Source organism: Nonomuraea sp. NPDC049709, assembly GCF_040674815.1.
Classification (GTDB): Bacteria; Actinomycetota; Actinomycetes; order Streptosporangiales; family Streptosporangiaceae; genus Nonomuraea.
This window is the reverse complement of record NZ_JBFANM010000046.1, coordinates 1-15,225: the sequence shown is the minus strand read 5'-3', so window position 1 is coordinate 15,225 and position 15,225 is coordinate 1. Positions and strand designations below refer to the sequence as shown.

The following is a 15,225-nucleotide window of genomic DNA, read 5'->3' as shown; positions in this document are numbered from 1 at the left end:
CCGGCTTCCCGCAGCTGGGGCCACGCGTGCCCGGCCCCGGCCGGGACGGGGTGGGCGCGACGTTGGATACGCTCGCTGACCGATGGAACTCGATCGACCCGGCCGGGTGCTCGCCGCGCTGTCCGTGTTGCCCGCCCTGGCCGTGGCGGGCTGGTTGCTCGCGGGCCTGCCGCTGCTGCTGCTCGGCCGGTTCGAGCCGGTGCTCGCCGCAGTGCTGGGGGTGCCCGCCGCCGCCCTGCTGTGCTGGGCCGGGACGCGGGGACTGGGCGCCGCGACGGCCGGGGGCACCACGCAGAAGGGCGTGGAGAACGCCACGGAGACCGTGGCCAGCCCCGTGATGGGCCGGGGCGAGCTGCGGAGCTTCTGGGGGGTGCTGGCCTGGGCGTGGCCGGTGGCCGGGGTCGTGGTGGTGGCCGTGGCGTCCGGGGTGTTCAACGCGGTCATGCACAGCGAGCAGGTCGCCGTCCGGCGCGACCCGGCGACCTACGCCCAGTACGCCGCCTGGATCGCGGGCCACGGCTCCCTGCCCATCCCCGCCCAGGCCGAGGCGTTCGGCGGGGCCGATCCGAAGCTGATGTTCGAGAGCGTCGGGTTCTACGCCGTGGACGGGGCCGTGGTGCCGCAGTTCATGCCGGGGCCGCCGATGTTGTTCGCGATCGGCAACTGGCTGGGCGCGCCGTTCGTGATGCCCGCCGTGCTGGGGGCGCTGGCCGTGCTCACGCTGGCCGGGGTGGTGGCGCGGCTGGCCGGGACGCGGTGGGCGGTGGTGGCGGCGGTGGCCTTCGCCGTGAGCCTGCCCGTCCTCTACACCTCGCGCACCACGTTCAGCGAGATCCCGTCGATGATCCTGCTGTTCGGCGGGCTGGCGCTGGCATGCGACGCGCTCGCCCGGCCGGCGTGGGGGCGGGGGCTGCTGGCGGGGCTGGTCGCCGGACTGGCGGTGCTGGTCAGGGTGGACGGGCTGCGTGACGTGCTGCCGGTGCTGGCGTTCGCGGGGCTGCTGCTGGCGATGCGGCGGTTCGGCAGGCCGCAGGGGGTGCTGGGGCTGCCGATGCTGGCCGGACTGGTGGCCGGGGGCGGGATCGGGATGCTGGCCGCGTACCTGCTGGCCCGGCCGTACCTGACCTATCTGTCCGGTTCGGTCCGGCCGCTGCTGCTCATCTGCGCCACCGTCCTCGTGCTCATCCTCGCCGGTACGGCCGCCGCCCCCGCCCTGGCCCGGATCCGGCTGCCGGGATGGGCCCCGGCGGCGGGGGCGGGCCTGGTCGTGCTTCTGATGGCGGCCCTGTACGCCCGCCCGTGGCTGCAGACCGTCACCCGCGTGCCCGCCAACCCGGACGACCGGCGCACGTACGAGATGATCATGCAGATCCAGCGCGCCAACGGCATGCCCGTCGACGGCCACCGGCTCTACTTCGAGGACTCCCTGCACTGGGTGGTCTGGTACGTCGGCGCCCCCACCGTCGTGCTGGCCACGCTCGCCGCCGCCCTGCTCGTCCGCAGGCTGCTGCGCGACGGCACGCCCTTCGTGTGGCTGCTGCCCCTCGCGGTCGTGGGCTGGACGACCGTCACGACGCTGCTGCGCCCCGAGATCACCCCCGACCACCCGTGGGCCGCCCGCCGCCTGGTCCCCATCGTGATCCCCGGGCTGATCCTGCTCGCCGCGTACGCCCTGTCCCGGCTGCGGAACCTCTTCGAGCGGCACGGGCCGCGCGTGCACCGGTGGGGGACGGCGCTGGCCGTCGTGCTGGTTCTCGTGCCGCCGGCCGTGACCTCGATCGGGACGGCGTTCACGCCGGTCGAGCGGGGCGAGGCGGCGGCGGTCGAGGCGATGTGCGCCAGGATCCCGGCCGACGCCTCGGTGCTGCTCGTGGAGCGGGTCACCGGCGAGCGGTTCACCCAGGTCGTACGCGGCATGTGCGGCCGGCCGGCGGCCCGGGTGGCCCGTACGGACTCGGACCTGGCGCCCGACGCCGAGATCCGCCGCCAGATCGAGCGCGTGCGCGCGGCCGGCCGCGTACCCGTCGTGCTGGGCGCCGAGGAGGCGCAGGTCGCGCTCTACGGGCCGCCGTCGCGGATCCTGGCACTGGTCACCCGGCAGGACGAGCGTTCCCTCCTCAACGCTCCCGACGGCACGTGGACCCTGGAGATGGAGGTGTGGATGGCGGTCGCCTGACCGGTTCGGCCGATCAGCGTGACCGGATGGGTCAGACTGGTGGGTGGGAGCGCTCGAATCGGGAGCTCCCACTGGTGGGATGTGGACCCGCCCTCCGGCTGGGCAGAGTAACCTCGACCCCCGTGAGCACGCTTGAGACCCCCAAGAGTGGAACTGCCGTGGAAGAAGCGCCGTACGTCACGATCGTCCTGCCCTGCTACAACGAGCAGGATCATGTCATCGACGAGGTGGAGCGCATCACCAAGGCGATGGACTCGAGCGGCTACACCTACGAGCTCGTCGCGGTCGACGACTGCTCGACCGACGCGACCCTGGCCAAGCTGCAGGAGGCCGCGCCCCACTACCCCCACCTGCGCATCCGCGCCTTCCACCGCAACGGCGGCTCCGGCACCGTGCGGCGGATCGGCTCGCAGGAGGCCAAGGGCGAGATCGTCGTCTGGACCGACGCCGACATGTCCTACGCCAACGAGCGCATCCCCGAGCTGGTGCAGATCCTGGAAAAGGACTCCACCATCGACCAGGTGGTCGGGGCGCGCACCAGCGAGGAGGGCTCGCACAAGCTGCTGCGCGTGCCCGCCAAGTGGGTGATCCGCAAGGTGGCCGAGATGCTGGCCGGGCAGAAGATCCCCGACCTCAACTCGGGCCTGCGGGCCTTCCGCAAGTCGGTGGCCCGGCCCTACCTGCGGCTGCTGCCCCCCGGGTTCTCGTGCGTCACGACGATCACGCTGTCGTTCCTCATGAACCAGCACGACATCTACTACCTGCCGACCGATTACGCCAAGCGGGCCGGCAAGTCGAAGTTCAGCTTCGTCTCCGACGCCTACCGCTACATCCTGCAGGTCCTGCGGATGATCATGTACTTCAACCCGCTCAAGGTGCTCATGCCGCCCGCGCTCTGGCTGGTGGCCATCGGGTTCGTGAAGGGCGTCTGGGACATGATCCAGCACCCGTTCTACTTCCCGGCCAACACCGTCATGATCTTCCTGTCCGGGATGCTGATCGGATCGGTGGCGCTGCTCGCCGACCTGATCGTGCGCTCGCGGGGAGAGTGACCTTGCGGATCGCGATCGTCGGCCCGACCTATCCGTACAAGGGGGGTGGGGCCCAGCACACCACCGAGCTGGCGCACCGCCTGGCGGCCCACGGTCACGACGTGGTGATCGAGTCGTGGCGGGCGCAATACCCGTCGTTCCTCTATCCGGGGCAGCAGACGATCTCCGCGCCCGAGGGCACGCCCTACCCGAGGACCGTGCGCCGGCTCGACTGGCGGCGGCCCGACGGGTGGGTGGCGGCCGGGCGGCGGCTGCGGTCGGCCGACCTGGTGGTGCTGGCGGTGCTGAGCCCGGTGCAGGTGCCCGCCTATCTCGGGATCCTGTACGGGATCGGGCGAAAAGTCAGGACGATCGCCCTCTGCCACAACGTGCTGCCGCACGAGCGGAAGCCTTACGACGAGCCGCTGATGAAGGCGCTGCTCAAGCGGGTCGACGGCGTGCTGGCCCACTCCGAGCAGCAGGCGGACCTGGCCAGGGGGCTCACCGGCAAACCGGTGAGCGTGGCCGGGCTGCCGCCGCACCTGCCCTCGACCACCGGCGAGCGGTCGGCCGAGGTGCACCGCCGCTTGCTGTTCTTCGGCATCGTGCGCCCGTACAAGGGGCTCGACCTGCTGCTGCGGGCGCTGCCCGAGGGGATCGGGCTGACGGTCGCGGGCGAGTTCTGGGGCGGGCTCGACGAGACGAAGGCGCTGATCGCCGAGCTGGGCCTCGGTGACCGGGTGGAGCTGCGGCCGGGATACGTCGCCGCCGCGGACGTGCCGAAGCTGTTCGCCGCGGCCGACGCGCTCGTGCTGCCCTACCGCAACGCGACGGCCAGCCAGAACGTCTGGCTCGGGCACGAGCACGGTGTGCCGGTGATCGCGACCCGGGTGGGCGCGCTGGCCGAGCACATCACCGACGGTGTGGACGGGCTGCTGGTCGAGCCGGGCGACGCCGACGCGCTGCGCCGGGCGATCGAGCGGTTCTACGCCTCCGGCGAGCCCGAGAGGTTGCGGTCGGGCGTCAAGGCGGTCGATCCGGAGCCGTTCTGGTCGGCGTACGCCGGGGCGCTGCTCGGCGCCTGACGGCCCAGCAGGAACGAGATGCCCGCGGCCGCCGCGTCGGCCAGCGTGAACGCCAGCCGCGACACGATCGCCACCGCGAGCGCGGCGGGCGTGCCGATGATCGGCCCGAGCACCAGCACCAGCGCGCCCTCCCTGACCCCGACCCCGGCCGGGACCACCACGGTGAGGATCCCGGTCGCCCAGGCGAACGCGTAGGCCCCGGTCGCGATGACGTAGAGGTCGGCGCGGCCGGCGACCAGCCAGATGTGCAGGCCGTACACGAACCAGCCGAGCGCCGTCCACGCCACCGCGACGACCACCGTACGGCCGGGCAGCACGCTCTCCAGCGGCTCCTTGCGCGCGATGCGCAGCGCCAGGTTCAGCCCCCAGGTGAGCACCTTCGGGTGCAGGCACACGATGATCACCGGCACCAGCAGCACGAGGTACCACGCCTGCCGCACGGCGTCCAGCCCGCTCAGCGTGACCGCGGCGATCGAGATCGCCACCCCGATGTTGATCACCAGCCCCAGCGAGATCGTCGCGAACGTGCGCCGCGGCGGGCTCCCTTGGTCGCGGCCGAGATCCATCATCGCCGCGTACGCCCACACCGCGCCCGGGATGTATTTCCCGAGCTGCCCCACGAACATGATCCGCCCGGCGATCCGCACGGGGACCCGAGTGCCGAGCCCGGCCAGGATCTCCCGCCAGGCCAGCAGCATGAAGAACTGGCCGAGCAGCACCGCGGCGAACGCCCCGAGCACCGCCCACGGCGACATCGCGGCCACGGCGGTCGTGGTCTCGTGCCAGTTCGCGGCCAGGCCGTAGCCCAGGAAACCGAGCGCGACCAGGGCGAGGAAGATGCGCAGCAGGCGGCGGAGCATTGGCTCAGGTTACGCGCGGTTCACCTGGTATAGCCAGACGACGCCCGCGACCAGCGCCACGGCGGCGAGCACCGCCATCGTGATCTTCACCGCGCTGTACGGCCGGTCGCCGTGGACCTTCCCGCTCACCCCGTTGATCAGCACCTGGTACGTCTTCCCGCCGAACACGTAGTTGCCGATCCAGACCGGCAGCAGCACGAGCTTGAACGTGACGTCCGAGTAGTTCGTGCGCACCGAGTCCACGCGCTGCACGTCACCCCCGATGTCGCGGCGGCAGTCTCCGTGGATGACCTCGGCCATGACCTGCTTGGCCTGCTCCATGCCGGCCTGCGGCTCGGTGTCGTAGCGCAGGCTGTGGTGCCCGGCCACGTAACGCGGGTCGAACGGGACGGCCTGCTCCAGCGGCCAGGGTCGCAACGCGTCCAGCCGTTCGCCCGGAACCTGCTGAGTGGCCCCCACCAGCACGTCGTCGAAGCCCCGCGACACCCGGCCGGCGGCCGGGTACCAGCGGGTGCGCCGCTCGCGGCGGGTCTGGCGCTGTCCGTCCTGGCCGGTGTGGGTGGTGGTGACCCAGTAGTGCTCGCCGCGCCGGCCGGTGTAGTCGGAGACGGTGCCGGCGTCGAACGTCCAGTGCGGCAGGTACGTGCTCTTCATCGTCTCCGCCTCGGTGACCTTCTTGAGGCGGTTCGGGGCGAACCAGCGGGACCTGACCCAGGAGCGCATCGCCTGCCCGGCGCCGCCCCGGTCCAGGCCGAACGGGAGCACGGCCTCGGGGGCGATCTGGCTGTCGTTCGCCGGGTCGGCGACCAGGGGAGTGCCGCAGAACTGGCAGGCCCTGGAGAGGGCGTCGCTCTCGGTGCGGGCGCCGCAGCCGGGGCAGGCGAACTGGTTGGCGGCCAGGGTCCGGACGCGCGGCTTGGCGGCGCGGAAGGCGTCGTAGGAGAACTCGCGGATCTGCCTGGCCGGTGGGGCGATCTGCTGTTCGAGGCCGCAGTAGGGGCAGCGCAGGACGGCGGTGCCGGGGGCGAACGCCACGCTCGCGCCGCAACCCTGGCAGGGGTGGGCGGGGGTCTGGGTGGGGGAGGTCATCGGGGGGTCCTCCTGGTCGGGGCCGGGTCGCGGCGGGAGGTCAGGCCGGCGGGAGCGGCGGCGGGGTGTCGCGCAGGAGCGCGGCCAGCTCGGGCACGTCACGGGCGGGCGCCCATTGCGGCATCCCGGCCCTCCACACCAGCGTGTCCGGGGTGAGCCCGGCGGCCGGCAGCTCCGCCTCCTCGAACGGCCCGCGCCGCTCCCCGTCCACGCCCAGGAACCAGCGGCCGGGCTGGGGGAGCGGTGGCGGCCCCGGCTGTGGTCGTGGCTGTGGGGTCAGGGCGGCGGCCATCTGCTGACCTGCGGCGATGCCCAGGCCCAGGCCCATGCCGTCGGCGGCCCCGCCCGCGTTCTCCAGCGCGCCGGCCGCCTGGAACCTCGCGTAGTCCCCGAGGTCCCCGACGATCCCCATCTGCGACCGCTTGTCCAGCGCCCGCTCCACCTCGGGCGGCAGCGAGATGTTCTCGATCGTGAAGTTCGGGATCGCGATGCCCACCCCGGCCAGGTCGGCCGTCAGCGCCTGCGCCAGCCGCCGCCCCATCTCGTGCTGGTCGGCGGCCAGGTCGAGCAGCGGCACCCCGGCGGTCCCGAGGGCGTGGGCGAGCCGGCCCACCACCATCTGGCGCAGGTAGCCCTCCACCTCCTCGGTACGGAACCGCGGATCCGTCCCCGCCAGCTCCGGCAGCAGCGCCCGGGCGTCGGTCACCCTGGCCGCGTACGCGCCGAACGCCCGCAGCCGCACCGCCCCGAACTCCGGGTCGCGCACCATGACCGGGTTCTGCGTGCCCCACTTGAAGTCGGCGAACTGGCGGGTGCTGACGAAGTACACCTCGGCCTTGAACGGCGACTGGAAGCCGTGCATCCAGCCCTTCAGCGTGGACAGGACCGGCAGGTTCCGGGTCTCCAGCCGGTACGTCCCCGGCGCGAACGCGTCGGCGATCTGTCCCTCGTTGACGAAGACCGCGACCTGAGACTCCCGGACCACGAGCCGGGCGCCCATCTTGATCTCGTTGTCGTGGCGGGGGAAGCGCCAGACGAGGGTGTCGCGGCTGTCGTCGAGCCATTCGACGATGTCGATGAACTCGCCCCGGATCTTGTTGAAAAGCTCCACTTCGCCCCCATCCGCCCCGGTATCGCCAGGTCGGCCACCGTACCAAAGGCGTTTGACGTCGGATGGGCGCAGAGGTCGGTACGGTGGGGAACCGTGGTGAAGCAACGGGTCGCGCAGCTCGAATACTCAGAGTTCCAGTCCGCCATGCTCGACGAGGAGAAGCGCAGGCGGAAGGCGGCGAAGATCATCGCGGTGCTCGAGCACTTCCACGGGCCGCTCGGCGGGAAGACCGTGGGCGACGTGGGCTGCTCGGCCGGGTTCATCGCCGACGAGCTGGCGCACGCCGGGGCCAAGCACACGCTGGGCATCGACATCGACGTGCCGGGGCTGCGCAAGGCCGCCGACCGGTTCGGCGAGCGGGTGGCCTTCGTCTGCGGCGACGGCACCGCGCTGCCGTTCCCCGACGGCTCGATCGACGTGCTGGTGTTCAACCACATCTACGAGCACGTCGTCGACCCTGACGCGGTGGTGGCGGAGATGCGGCGGGTGCTGTCCGACGACGGGGTGCTCTACCTCGGGCTCGGCAACCGGCTCGGCGTCATCGAGCCGCACTACAAGCTGCCGTTCCTGTCCTACCTGCCGCCCGCGCTGGCCGACCGCTACGTGCGGGCGTTCGGGCGGGCCGACCACTACTACGAGCGGTTCAGGACGCGGCGCGGGCTGCGCAGGATGCTCAGCGCCTTCCACGTGTGGGACTACACCTTCCCCGTGCTCGCCACGCCGACCCGGTTCGCCGGGGGCGAGCTGTTCCCCGGCGTGCTGGGGAAGGTGGTCAGGACCGTGCTGTCGCGGGCGCCGCGCGAGGTGCTCAGGCTGCTGCTGCCGGTGGTGCCGACGTACCTGTGGGTGGCCACCAAGACGCCGCGGCGGCCGGTCGGCGCGGCGCTGCCGCAGCCGCCGGAGCGGGTCCGCCCGCTGTGAGCGCCGATGAGTCCCCCGTAGAGGCTCCCGTCGAGTCCCCGGCGGAGGCCGTGCCGCGGCGTCCCGGGAAGCGCCGGTTGGTCAGATACGCGTTCCTGGCCGTCGCGCTCGGCTTCGGCGGGTACGCGGTGGCCCGGGAGTGGGACGCCGTGGTGGCCGGGTTCGCCAGGCTGTCGTGGCCCGCGCTGGCCGGGGCGCTGGTGGCCGTGGTCGCCGCGCTGCTCGGAGCCATGCTCACCTGGCGTACGCTGCTGGCCGATCTCGGCTCGCCGCTGCCCGCGCGGCCCGCGGCCAAGGTGTTCTTCGTCGGCCAGCTCGGGAAATACATCCCCGGCACGGTCTGGCCCGTGCTCGCCCAGATGGAGATGGGCCGCGACCTCGGCGTGCCGCGGACGCGCAGCGCGGCGGCGTTCTTCCTGATGATGCCCATCCAGCTCGCCACCGGCCTGCTGGTCACGCTCGTCACGCTGGGCTGGGACCGCTACGGCTGGCTGCTGCTGCTCATCCCGCTGCTCCTCGTCCTGCTGGAGCCCAAGGTCGTCAACGGCGTCATCGGCTACGCCCTGCGCCGGCTCAAGCGCGAGCCCCTCGAACGCCCCCTCACCAGGCGCGGCATGCTGACCGCGCTCGGCTGGGCGCTGACCGGCTGGATCGCCTACGGCGTGCACCTCTACTTCATCGCCCCCCAGGGCGGCCCGCTGTTCGCCGTGGGAGCCTTCGCGCTGTCGTGGTGCCTGGGGATCCTGACCTTCGTCGTCCCGGCGGGCGCGGGCGTCCGGGAGATTGCCATGGTTGCCGTGCTGGCGCCTCATCTGGATCGGGGCTCCGCAATTGCGGTGGCGCTTTCGTCCCGCATTGTCATCATCGTGGGCGATCTGATCTGCGCAGGCTTGGCGGGAATTGCGGCGCGTCGCGACTCGGTGTGATTTGGCCCACGATTTAGGGGAGGCTGGTCATAAGCTGAACTTTAGAGGGGGACGCCCAGTCCCACGTTGATCTTGAGGGGAGAAGATCTACGTATGCCTCGAGTGCTCGTCGATGCGGCGGCGGTCCCCGCGGACCGCGGCGCGTTGATCAGGTATGTGGACGGGCTCGTGGCCGCGCTCGATCGGGCGGGTGCGGACCTGGCCGTGGTCTGCCAGCGAGCCGAAGCTGAACGATACCGGAGCCTCGCGCCCTCGGCCCAGGTCATTCCCGGGCCCGTCGCGATCACCAACAGAGCCACCAGGCTGGCCTGGGAGCAGAGCGGACTGCCCCTGCTCGCGCGCCAGGCGGGAGCGGACCTGATCCACGCGCCCTATTACTCCATCCCGCTCAGCTCGGGCCTGCCGATCGTCGTGACGGTGCACGACGCGACCTGGTTCACCGAGCCCGACCAGCTCGGCCCGCGCGCCTCGTTCATCCGCTCGGCCACCCGCACCGCCGTACGCCATGCCCGCCGGGTGATCGTGCCGTCCAAGGCGACCAGGGACGAGCTCGTACGCGTGCTGTCCGCCGACCCCACCCGCATCGACGTCGCCTACCACGGCGTCGACCTGGCCCAGTTCCACCCGCCGAGCGAGGAGGAGATCCGCCGGTCCGCCATGAGATGCGGGCTGCACGGACAGCCTTATGTGGCGTTCCTGGGCGCGCTCGATCCGCGCAAGAACGTCCCCAACCTCATCCGCGGCTTCGCCACCGCCGTGAAGCGGCTGGAGCGGCCGCCGGCGCTGGTGATCGGCGGCGGTGTGCACGAGGACGACGTGGACGCCGCCTGCCGGGAGGTCGAGGCCACGGTCAGGGTGATCAGGCCGGGCTATCTCCGCGCCCCCGACCTGCCCGGGTTCCTGGGCGGGGCGCTCGTGGTGGCCTTCCCCTCGCGCGGCGAGGGGTTCGGGCTGCCGGTGCTGGAGGCCATGGCCTGCGGCGCCCCGGTCCTGACGACGCATCGCACCTCGTTGCCCGAGGTCGGCGGCGATGCCGTGGCCTACACTGAGCCCGACGCCGACAGCATCGCCACGGCGCTCGGCCAGCTGCTGGCCTCCTCCGAGCGGAGGAAGCAGCTGCAGGAGGCCGGGCTGGCCCGAGCTCGCGAATTCACCTGGGAAGCCTCCGCGGAGGCGCATCTCAGCTCCTATCAACGCGCAATCGAATAGTTCGGTAACCTCACGGAGTGATGGAGAGCTCTTTGCCAGACCTCGAGGCGATCCTCCTGGTCGGGGGGCAGGGCACGCGCCTGCGTCCGCTGACACTGGGCACGCCCAAGCCGCTGCTGCCGACCGCCGGGGTGCCGTTCCTGGCACATCAGCTGGCCCGCGCCCGATCCTTCGGCGTGCGCCGCATCGTGTTCGCGACCTCGTACAAGGCGTCGATGTTCGAGCCGGCCTTCGGTGACGGGGCGGCGTTCGGGCTCTCGCTCGAATACATGACGGAAGAGACGCCGCTGGGCACCGGCGGCGCGATCCGCAACGCCGCCGAGGCGCTCACGGCCGGCCCCGACGACCCCGTGCTCATCCTGAACGGGGACATCCTGTCCGGGCACGACATCGGCGAGCAGGTGCGCCTCCATCGTGCGCGCCAGGCCGCTGTAACGCTCCATCTGACAGAGGTGGACGATCCCACCCGGTTCGGCTGCGTGCCGACCGACGAGGCGGGGCGCGTGACGGCGTTCCTGGAGAAGACGCCCAACCCGGTGACCAACCGGATCAACGCCGGCTGCTACGTCTTCACCCGGTCGGTGATCGACTCGATCCCGCGCGACGAGGTCGTGTCGGTGGAGCGCGAGACGTTCCCGGGGCTGATCGAGTCGGGCCGGCTCGTGCTGGGGTACGCCGACCGCACCTACTGGCTCGACGTCGGCACGCCCAGCGCATACGTGCAGGGCTCGCGCGACCTGGTGCTGGGCCGGCTGGCCTCGCCCGCGCTGCCCGGGCCGACGGGCGAATACCTGATGCTCGAGGGGGCCCGGATCTCGCCCGAGGCGAAGGTGCTGGGTGGCACGGTGGTCGGCGCGCGGGCCGTGGTCGAGGCCGGGGCCTCGGTGGCCGGGTCCGTGCTGGGCGACGACTGCGTGGTCGAGGCCGGGGCCTGCGTGACCGACTCCGTGGTGGGGCGGGGAGCGCGGATCTGCGCGGGCACCGTGGTGCGCGACGCGGTCATCGGCGACGCCGCCGTCGTGGGGGCGGGCAACGAGCTGCAGAACGGCGTACGCATCTGGCCGGGCATCGAGCTGCCCGAACGGGCGATGCGCTACTCCAGCGACGTCTGACGCCCGGGCCTGGCTCCCCCGACCGGCAGCACGTGGCTCTCCGGCGTCCTCCCGCCGTCGGCGGTTCCCCGGGCGCTGAGGCCCAGGTTTTCCCGGAGGGCTTCCCGGCAGGCGGCCCCGGGGGACGGCACGCCTTGGTGGCGGATGCCGGCCGGTGCGAGCAGCGGAGGGGGCGCGGCAGACTGGACGGGTGATGGAGCGCAGCTGGGTGCCCGAGGGGCCGCTGGACGTGGGGCTGGCGCTGCAGCCCCACAAGCGCGGCAGCGGCGATCCCACCTGGCGCCAGAGCGGTGACGGCTCCGTGTGGCGCACGTCCAGGACCCCCGACGGGCCGTGCACGCTCAGGGTGAGCGTCAGGGCCGGGTGCGTGCACGGGCAGGCGTGGGGGCCCGGGGCGGGGTGGGTGCTGGAGGCGCTGCCGGCGCTCGTGGGGGCGGAAGACGATATCTCCGGATTCAGCGTCAGGCATGAGGTGCTGGCGGAGGTCGTCAGGAAACATCCGGGCTTGCGGCTCGGGCGGACGGGGCGCGTGATGGAGGCCCTCGTACCTGCCGTGCTGGAGCAGAAGGTCGTCGGGCGGGAGGCGTGGCGGGCCTGGCGGTGGCTGCTCACCCGCTACGGCGAGCCCGCCCCAGGGCCGGCCCCGGAGGGGATGCGGGTCGTGCCCGAGCCCGCGGTGTGGCGGCAGATCCCGAGCTGGCACTGGCACCGGGCCGGCGCCGAGGCTGTACGCGCCAGGACGATCGCCAACGCCGCCTGGCACGCCGACAAGCTGGAGGCGGCCGCCACCACGGAGGAGCTCGACCGGCTGCTGCGCGCGCTGCCCGGGATCGGGGTGTGGACGTCGGCCGAGGTGCGCCAGCGCGCCTTCGGCGACCCCGACGCCGTCAGCGTGGGCGACTTCCACCTGGCCAAGCTCGTCGGCTATGCCCTGACCGGGGAGAAGACCGACGATCCGGGGATGATGCGGCTGCTGGAGCCGTACGTGGGGCATCGGCACCGCGCCACGGTCCTCGTCTGGCTCACCGGCCTGCGCCCGCCCGCGCGGGGGCCCCGGATGGCGGCGCGCGACTACCGATCGTTCTGACCCGGCCCTGGGTGCGTGCGACGAACTCAGCCCGACGTACTGTGCCTCTATGAGTTCTGACTCCGCGCTCCGCCGCGCCCTCGCCCGAGCCAGGGACGGCAAGACCCTGGACGTGACCGAGGCGACCGTTCTCCTGCACGCCCGCGACGAGCACCTCGACACACTTCTCGGACACGCCGCCCGCGTGCGCGACGCCGGGCTGCGGGCCGCCGGCCGCGAGGGAATCATCACCTACAGCAGGAAGGTTTTCATCCCGTTGACCCGGCTGTGCCGGGACCGTTGTGGTTATTGCACTTTTGCCACCGCGCCGCACAAGCTGCCCGCGCCGTTCCTGAGCCCTGACGAGGTGCTGGAGATCGCCCGGCAGGGGGCGGCGATGGGGTGCAAGGAGGCGCTGTTCACGCTGGGGGACCGGCCGGAGGACCGCTGGCACCAGGCCAGGGAGTGGCTCGACGCGCACGGTTACGACGACACCTTGTCCTACGTCCGGGCCATGGCGATCAGGGTGCTGGAGGAGACCGGACTGCTGCCGCACCTCAACCCGGGCGTGCTGAGCTGGCGGGACTTCCAGCGGCTCAAGCCGGTCGCGCCGTCGATGGGAATGATGCTGGAGACGACGTCGCGGCGGTTGTTCGAGGAGAAGGGGCAGCCCCACTACGGCTCGCCGGACAAGGACCCGGCCGTGCGGCTGCGCGTGCTGGAGGACGCCGGGCGCACGAACGTGCCGTTCACCACGGGGATCCTGATCGGCATCGGCGAGACCGTCGAGGACCGGGCCGAGTCGATCTTCGCGATCCGCCGGGTGGCCAGGGAGTACGGCGGCATCCAGGAGGTCATCGTCCAGAACTTTCGCGCCAAGCCGGACACCGCCATGCGCGGCCTGCCGGACGCCGACCTGCAGGAGCTGGCCACCACGATCGCAGTGGCCCGCCTCGTGCTCGGCCCCCGCGTGCGCCTCCAGGCCCCGCCCAACCTGGTCGACGCCGAGTACGAGCTGATGATCCGCGCCGGGATCGACGACTGGGGCGGCGTGTCGCCGCTGACCCCCGACCACGTCAACCCCGAGCGGCCGTGGCCGCAGATCGACGACCTCGCGGCCCGTACGGAGGAGGCCGGGTTCCAGCTCCGGGAACGTCTGACGATATATCCGGAATATGTGCTGGCCGGCGAGCCCTGGCTGGACCCCCGCCTGACCGGCCACGTCGCCGCCCTGGCGGACCCCGCAACGGGCCTGGCCCGTACGGACGCGGTGCTCGAAGGCCGTCCCTGGCAGGAGCCCGACGGCGGGTTCGCCGCCTCGGGACGGGTGGACCTGCACGTCGAGGTGGACACCACGGGCCGCACGAACGACCGCAGGGACGACTTCGACCACGTCTACGGCGACTGGGAAGCCCTGCGCGAGCGTCTCGGCACGGTGGCCGCCGCCACCCCGAGCGACGTGCGGCAGGCGCTGCGGCGCGCCGAGGCCGACCCGGCCGGGCTGACCGACGCCGAGGCCGTGGCCCTGCTCGGGGCCGACGGTGAGGCGCTGGACGAGCTGGCCGCCCTCGCCGACGCGCTGCGGAAGGAGGCGGTGGGCGACGAGGTCACGTACGTCGTCAACCGGAACATCAACTTCACCAACGTCTGCTACACCGGCTGCCGCTTCTGCGCCTTCGCCCAGCGCAGGACCGACGCCGACGCCTACACCCTCAGCCTCGACCAGGTCGCCGACCGGGCCGAGGAGGCGTGGGCGGCCGGCGCGACCGAGGTGTGCATGCAGGGCGGCATCCACCCCGACCTGCCCGGCACCGCGTACTTCGAGATCGCGCGGGCCGTGAAGGCCAGGACCCCCGGCATGCACGTGCACGCGTTCTCCCCGATGGAGGTCATCAACGGCGCCAGCCGGACGAACCTGTCCATCCGCGACTGGCTGGAGGCGGCCAAGGAGGCCGGCGTGGACTCGCTGCCGGGGACGGCGGCCGAGATCCTCGACGACGACGTGCGCTGGGTGCTGACCAAGGGCAAGCTGCCGGCCAAGGAGTGGATCGAGGTCATCACCACGGCCCACAAGGTCGGCATCCCCACCACCTCCACCATGATGTACGGGCACGTCGACAACCACCTGCACTGGGTCAGGCACATCAAGCTCATCCGGCGCCTGCAGGAGGAGACCGGCGGCTTCTCGGAGTTCGTGCTGCTGCCGTTCGTGCACACCAGCGCCCCCATCTACCTGGCCGGCGTGGCCCGGCCCGGCCCCACCGCGCAGGAGAACCGGGCCGTGCACGCGCTGTCCAGGATCCTGCTGCACGGCGCGATCAAGAACATCCAGTGCTCCTGGGTCAAGCTCCAGGACGACCTGTGCCGCCAGGTGCTCCAGGGCGGGGTGAACGACCTCGGCGGCACGCTGATGGAGGAGACGATCAGCCGGATGGCGGGGTCGGAGAACGGCTCGTACAAGACCATCAGCGAGCTGCGCGAGATGGTCGAGGTCAGCGGCCGGCCGGTCCGGCAGCGCACCACCGAGTACGGCGTCCCCGACGACGAGCGGCTGGCCGCCTCGGCGGCCCGCGGCCGGGTGTGGCCCAGCGGGGGGAGGGGGGGGGCGAGATTGGAAAAGCCCACAAAGGAAAAGCAAA

General features: G+C 72.2%; 12 protein-coding genes. 9 read left to right on the top strand and 3 right to left on the bottom strand.

Going from position 1 to position 15,225, the window contains the following annotated elements; all coding sequences use genetic code 11:
• Window positions 1-82 precede the first annotated feature (82 nt).
• The 3 genes from AB0J69_RS37755 to AB0J69_RS37745 all read left to right on the top strand — a co-directional run bounded on the left by AB0J69_RS37755 (window position 83) and on the right by AB0J69_RS37745 (window position 4,292).
• Window positions 83-2,176, top strand: coding sequence for a hypothetical protein (locus tag AB0J69_RS37755; protein ID WP_364127712.1), 2,094 nt, complete (start codon window positions 83-85; stop codon window positions 2,174-2,176).
• Window positions 2,177-2,298: 122 nt separating this feature from the next.
• Window positions 2,299-3,228 carry a glycosyltransferase family 2 protein gene (locus AB0J69_RS37750; RefSeq protein WP_364127710.1) on the top strand — a complete coding sequence of 310 codons (930 nt, stop codon included), beginning with the start codon at window positions 2,299-2,301 and terminating at the stop codon, window positions 3,226-3,228.
• 2 nt (window positions 3,229-3,230) lie between these two features.
• The gene (locus AB0J69_RS37745; protein WP_364127708.1) at window positions 3,231-4,292 is read left to right on the top strand and encodes a glycosyltransferase family 4 protein; all 1,062 of its coding nucleotides are present in this window, start codon (window positions 3,231-3,233) and stop codon (window positions 4,290-4,292) included.
• On the opposite strand, the gene AB0J69_RS37740 is transcribed toward AB0J69_RS37745, so the two are convergent.
• From AB0J69_RS37740 to AB0J69_RS37730, 3 genes are read right to left on the bottom strand one after another with little or no spacing between them, the layout of a single operon-like run.
• Complete coding sequence (locus tag AB0J69_RS37740) at window positions 4,193-5,152, bottom strand: lysylphosphatidylglycerol synthase transmembrane domain-containing protein (RefSeq protein ID WP_364127706.1); 960 nt, start codon at window positions 5,150-5,152, stop codon at window positions 4,193-4,195. The two genes, AB0J69_RS37745 and AB0J69_RS37740, sit on opposite strands and share 100 nt — an antisense overlap.
• 9 nt (window positions 5,153-5,161) lie before the next feature.
• Window positions 5,162-6,241 carry a hypothetical protein gene (locus tag AB0J69_RS37735; RefSeq protein WP_364127703.1) on the bottom strand — a complete coding sequence of 360 codons (1,080 nt, stop codon included), beginning with the start codon at window positions 6,239-6,241 and terminating at the stop codon, window positions 5,162-5,164.
• Window positions 6,242-6,281: 40 nt separating this feature from the next.
• On the bottom strand, window positions 6,282-7,352 hold the full coding sequence (locus tag AB0J69_RS37730) for an SPFH domain-containing protein (RefSeq protein WP_364127700.1): 1,071 nt from the start codon (window positions 7,350-7,352) through the stop codon (window positions 6,282-6,284).
• Between the two features lie 93 nt (window positions 7,353-7,445).
• Here AB0J69_RS37730 and AB0J69_RS37725 point away from each other — a divergent pair, with 93 nt between their 5' ends.
• The 6 genes from AB0J69_RS37725 to AB0J69_RS37700 all read left to right on the top strand — a co-directional run.
• The gene (locus AB0J69_RS37725) at window positions 7,446-8,273 is read left to right on the top strand and encodes a class I SAM-dependent methyltransferase (RefSeq protein WP_364127697.1); all 828 of its coding nucleotides are present in this window, start codon (window positions 7,446-7,448) and stop codon (window positions 8,271-8,273) included.
• A gap of 77 nt (window positions 8,274-8,350) precedes the next feature.
• Window positions 8,351-9,199 carry a lysylphosphatidylglycerol synthase domain-containing protein gene (locus AB0J69_RS37720; RefSeq protein WP_364127694.1) on the top strand — a complete coding sequence of 283 codons (849 nt, stop codon included), beginning with the start codon at window positions 8,351-8,353 and terminating at the stop codon, window positions 9,197-9,199.
• Between the two features lie 93 nt (window positions 9,200-9,292).
• Entirely contained in the window at window positions 9,293-10,408 is a 1,116-nt protein-coding gene (locus AB0J69_RS37715) for a glycosyltransferase family 1 protein (RefSeq protein WP_364127691.1), read from the top strand.
• 20 nt (window positions 10,409-10,428) lie between these two features.
• Window positions 10,429-11,520, top strand: a complete 1,092-nt coding sequence (locus AB0J69_RS37710) for an NDP-sugar synthase (RefSeq protein WP_364127688.1) — start codon at window positions 10,429-10,431, stop codon at window positions 11,518-11,520.
• A 193-nt stretch (window positions 11,521-11,713) separates the two neighbouring features.
• A complete protein-coding gene (locus tag AB0J69_RS37705; RefSeq protein ID WP_364127907.1) occupies window positions 11,714-12,607 on the top strand; it encodes a DNA-3-methyladenine glycosylase 2 family protein in 894 nt (297 codons plus the stop codon).
• A 49-nt stretch (window positions 12,608-12,656) separates the two neighbouring features.
• Window positions 12,657-15,225 (top strand): bifunctional FO biosynthesis protein CofGH (locus tag AB0J69_RS37700; protein WP_364127686.1); only part of this gene is annotated, 2,569 nt, incomplete at its 3' end.

What these genes read in the sequence shown, in the direction of transcription:
- AB0J69_RS37705 (WP_364127907.1), top strand. Translation starts at nt 11,714, where the DNA reads ATGGAGCGCAGCTGGGTGCCCGAGGGGCCGCTGGACGTGGGGCTGGCG.
- AB0J69_RS37755 (WP_364127712.1), top strand. Translation starts at nt 83, where the DNA reads ATGGAACTCGATCGACCCGGCCGGGTGCTCGCCGCGCTGTCCGTGTTG.
- AB0J69_RS37710 (WP_364127688.1), top strand. Translation starts at nt 10,429, where the DNA reads ATGGAGAGCTCTTTGCCAGACCTCGAGGCGATCCTCCTGGTCGGGGGG.
- AB0J69_RS37735 (WP_364127703.1), bottom strand. Translation starts at nt 6,241, where the DNA reads ATGACCTCCCCCACCCAGACCCCCGCCCACCCCTGCCAGGGTTGCGGC.
- AB0J69_RS37740 (WP_364127706.1), bottom strand. Translation starts at nt 5,152, where the DNA reads ATGCTCCGCCGCCTGCTGCGCATCTTCCTCGCCCTGGTCGCGCTCGGT.
- AB0J69_RS37715 (WP_364127691.1), top strand. Translation starts at nt 9,293, where the DNA reads ATGCCTCGAGTGCTCGTCGATGCGGCGGCGGTCCCCGCGGACCGCGGC.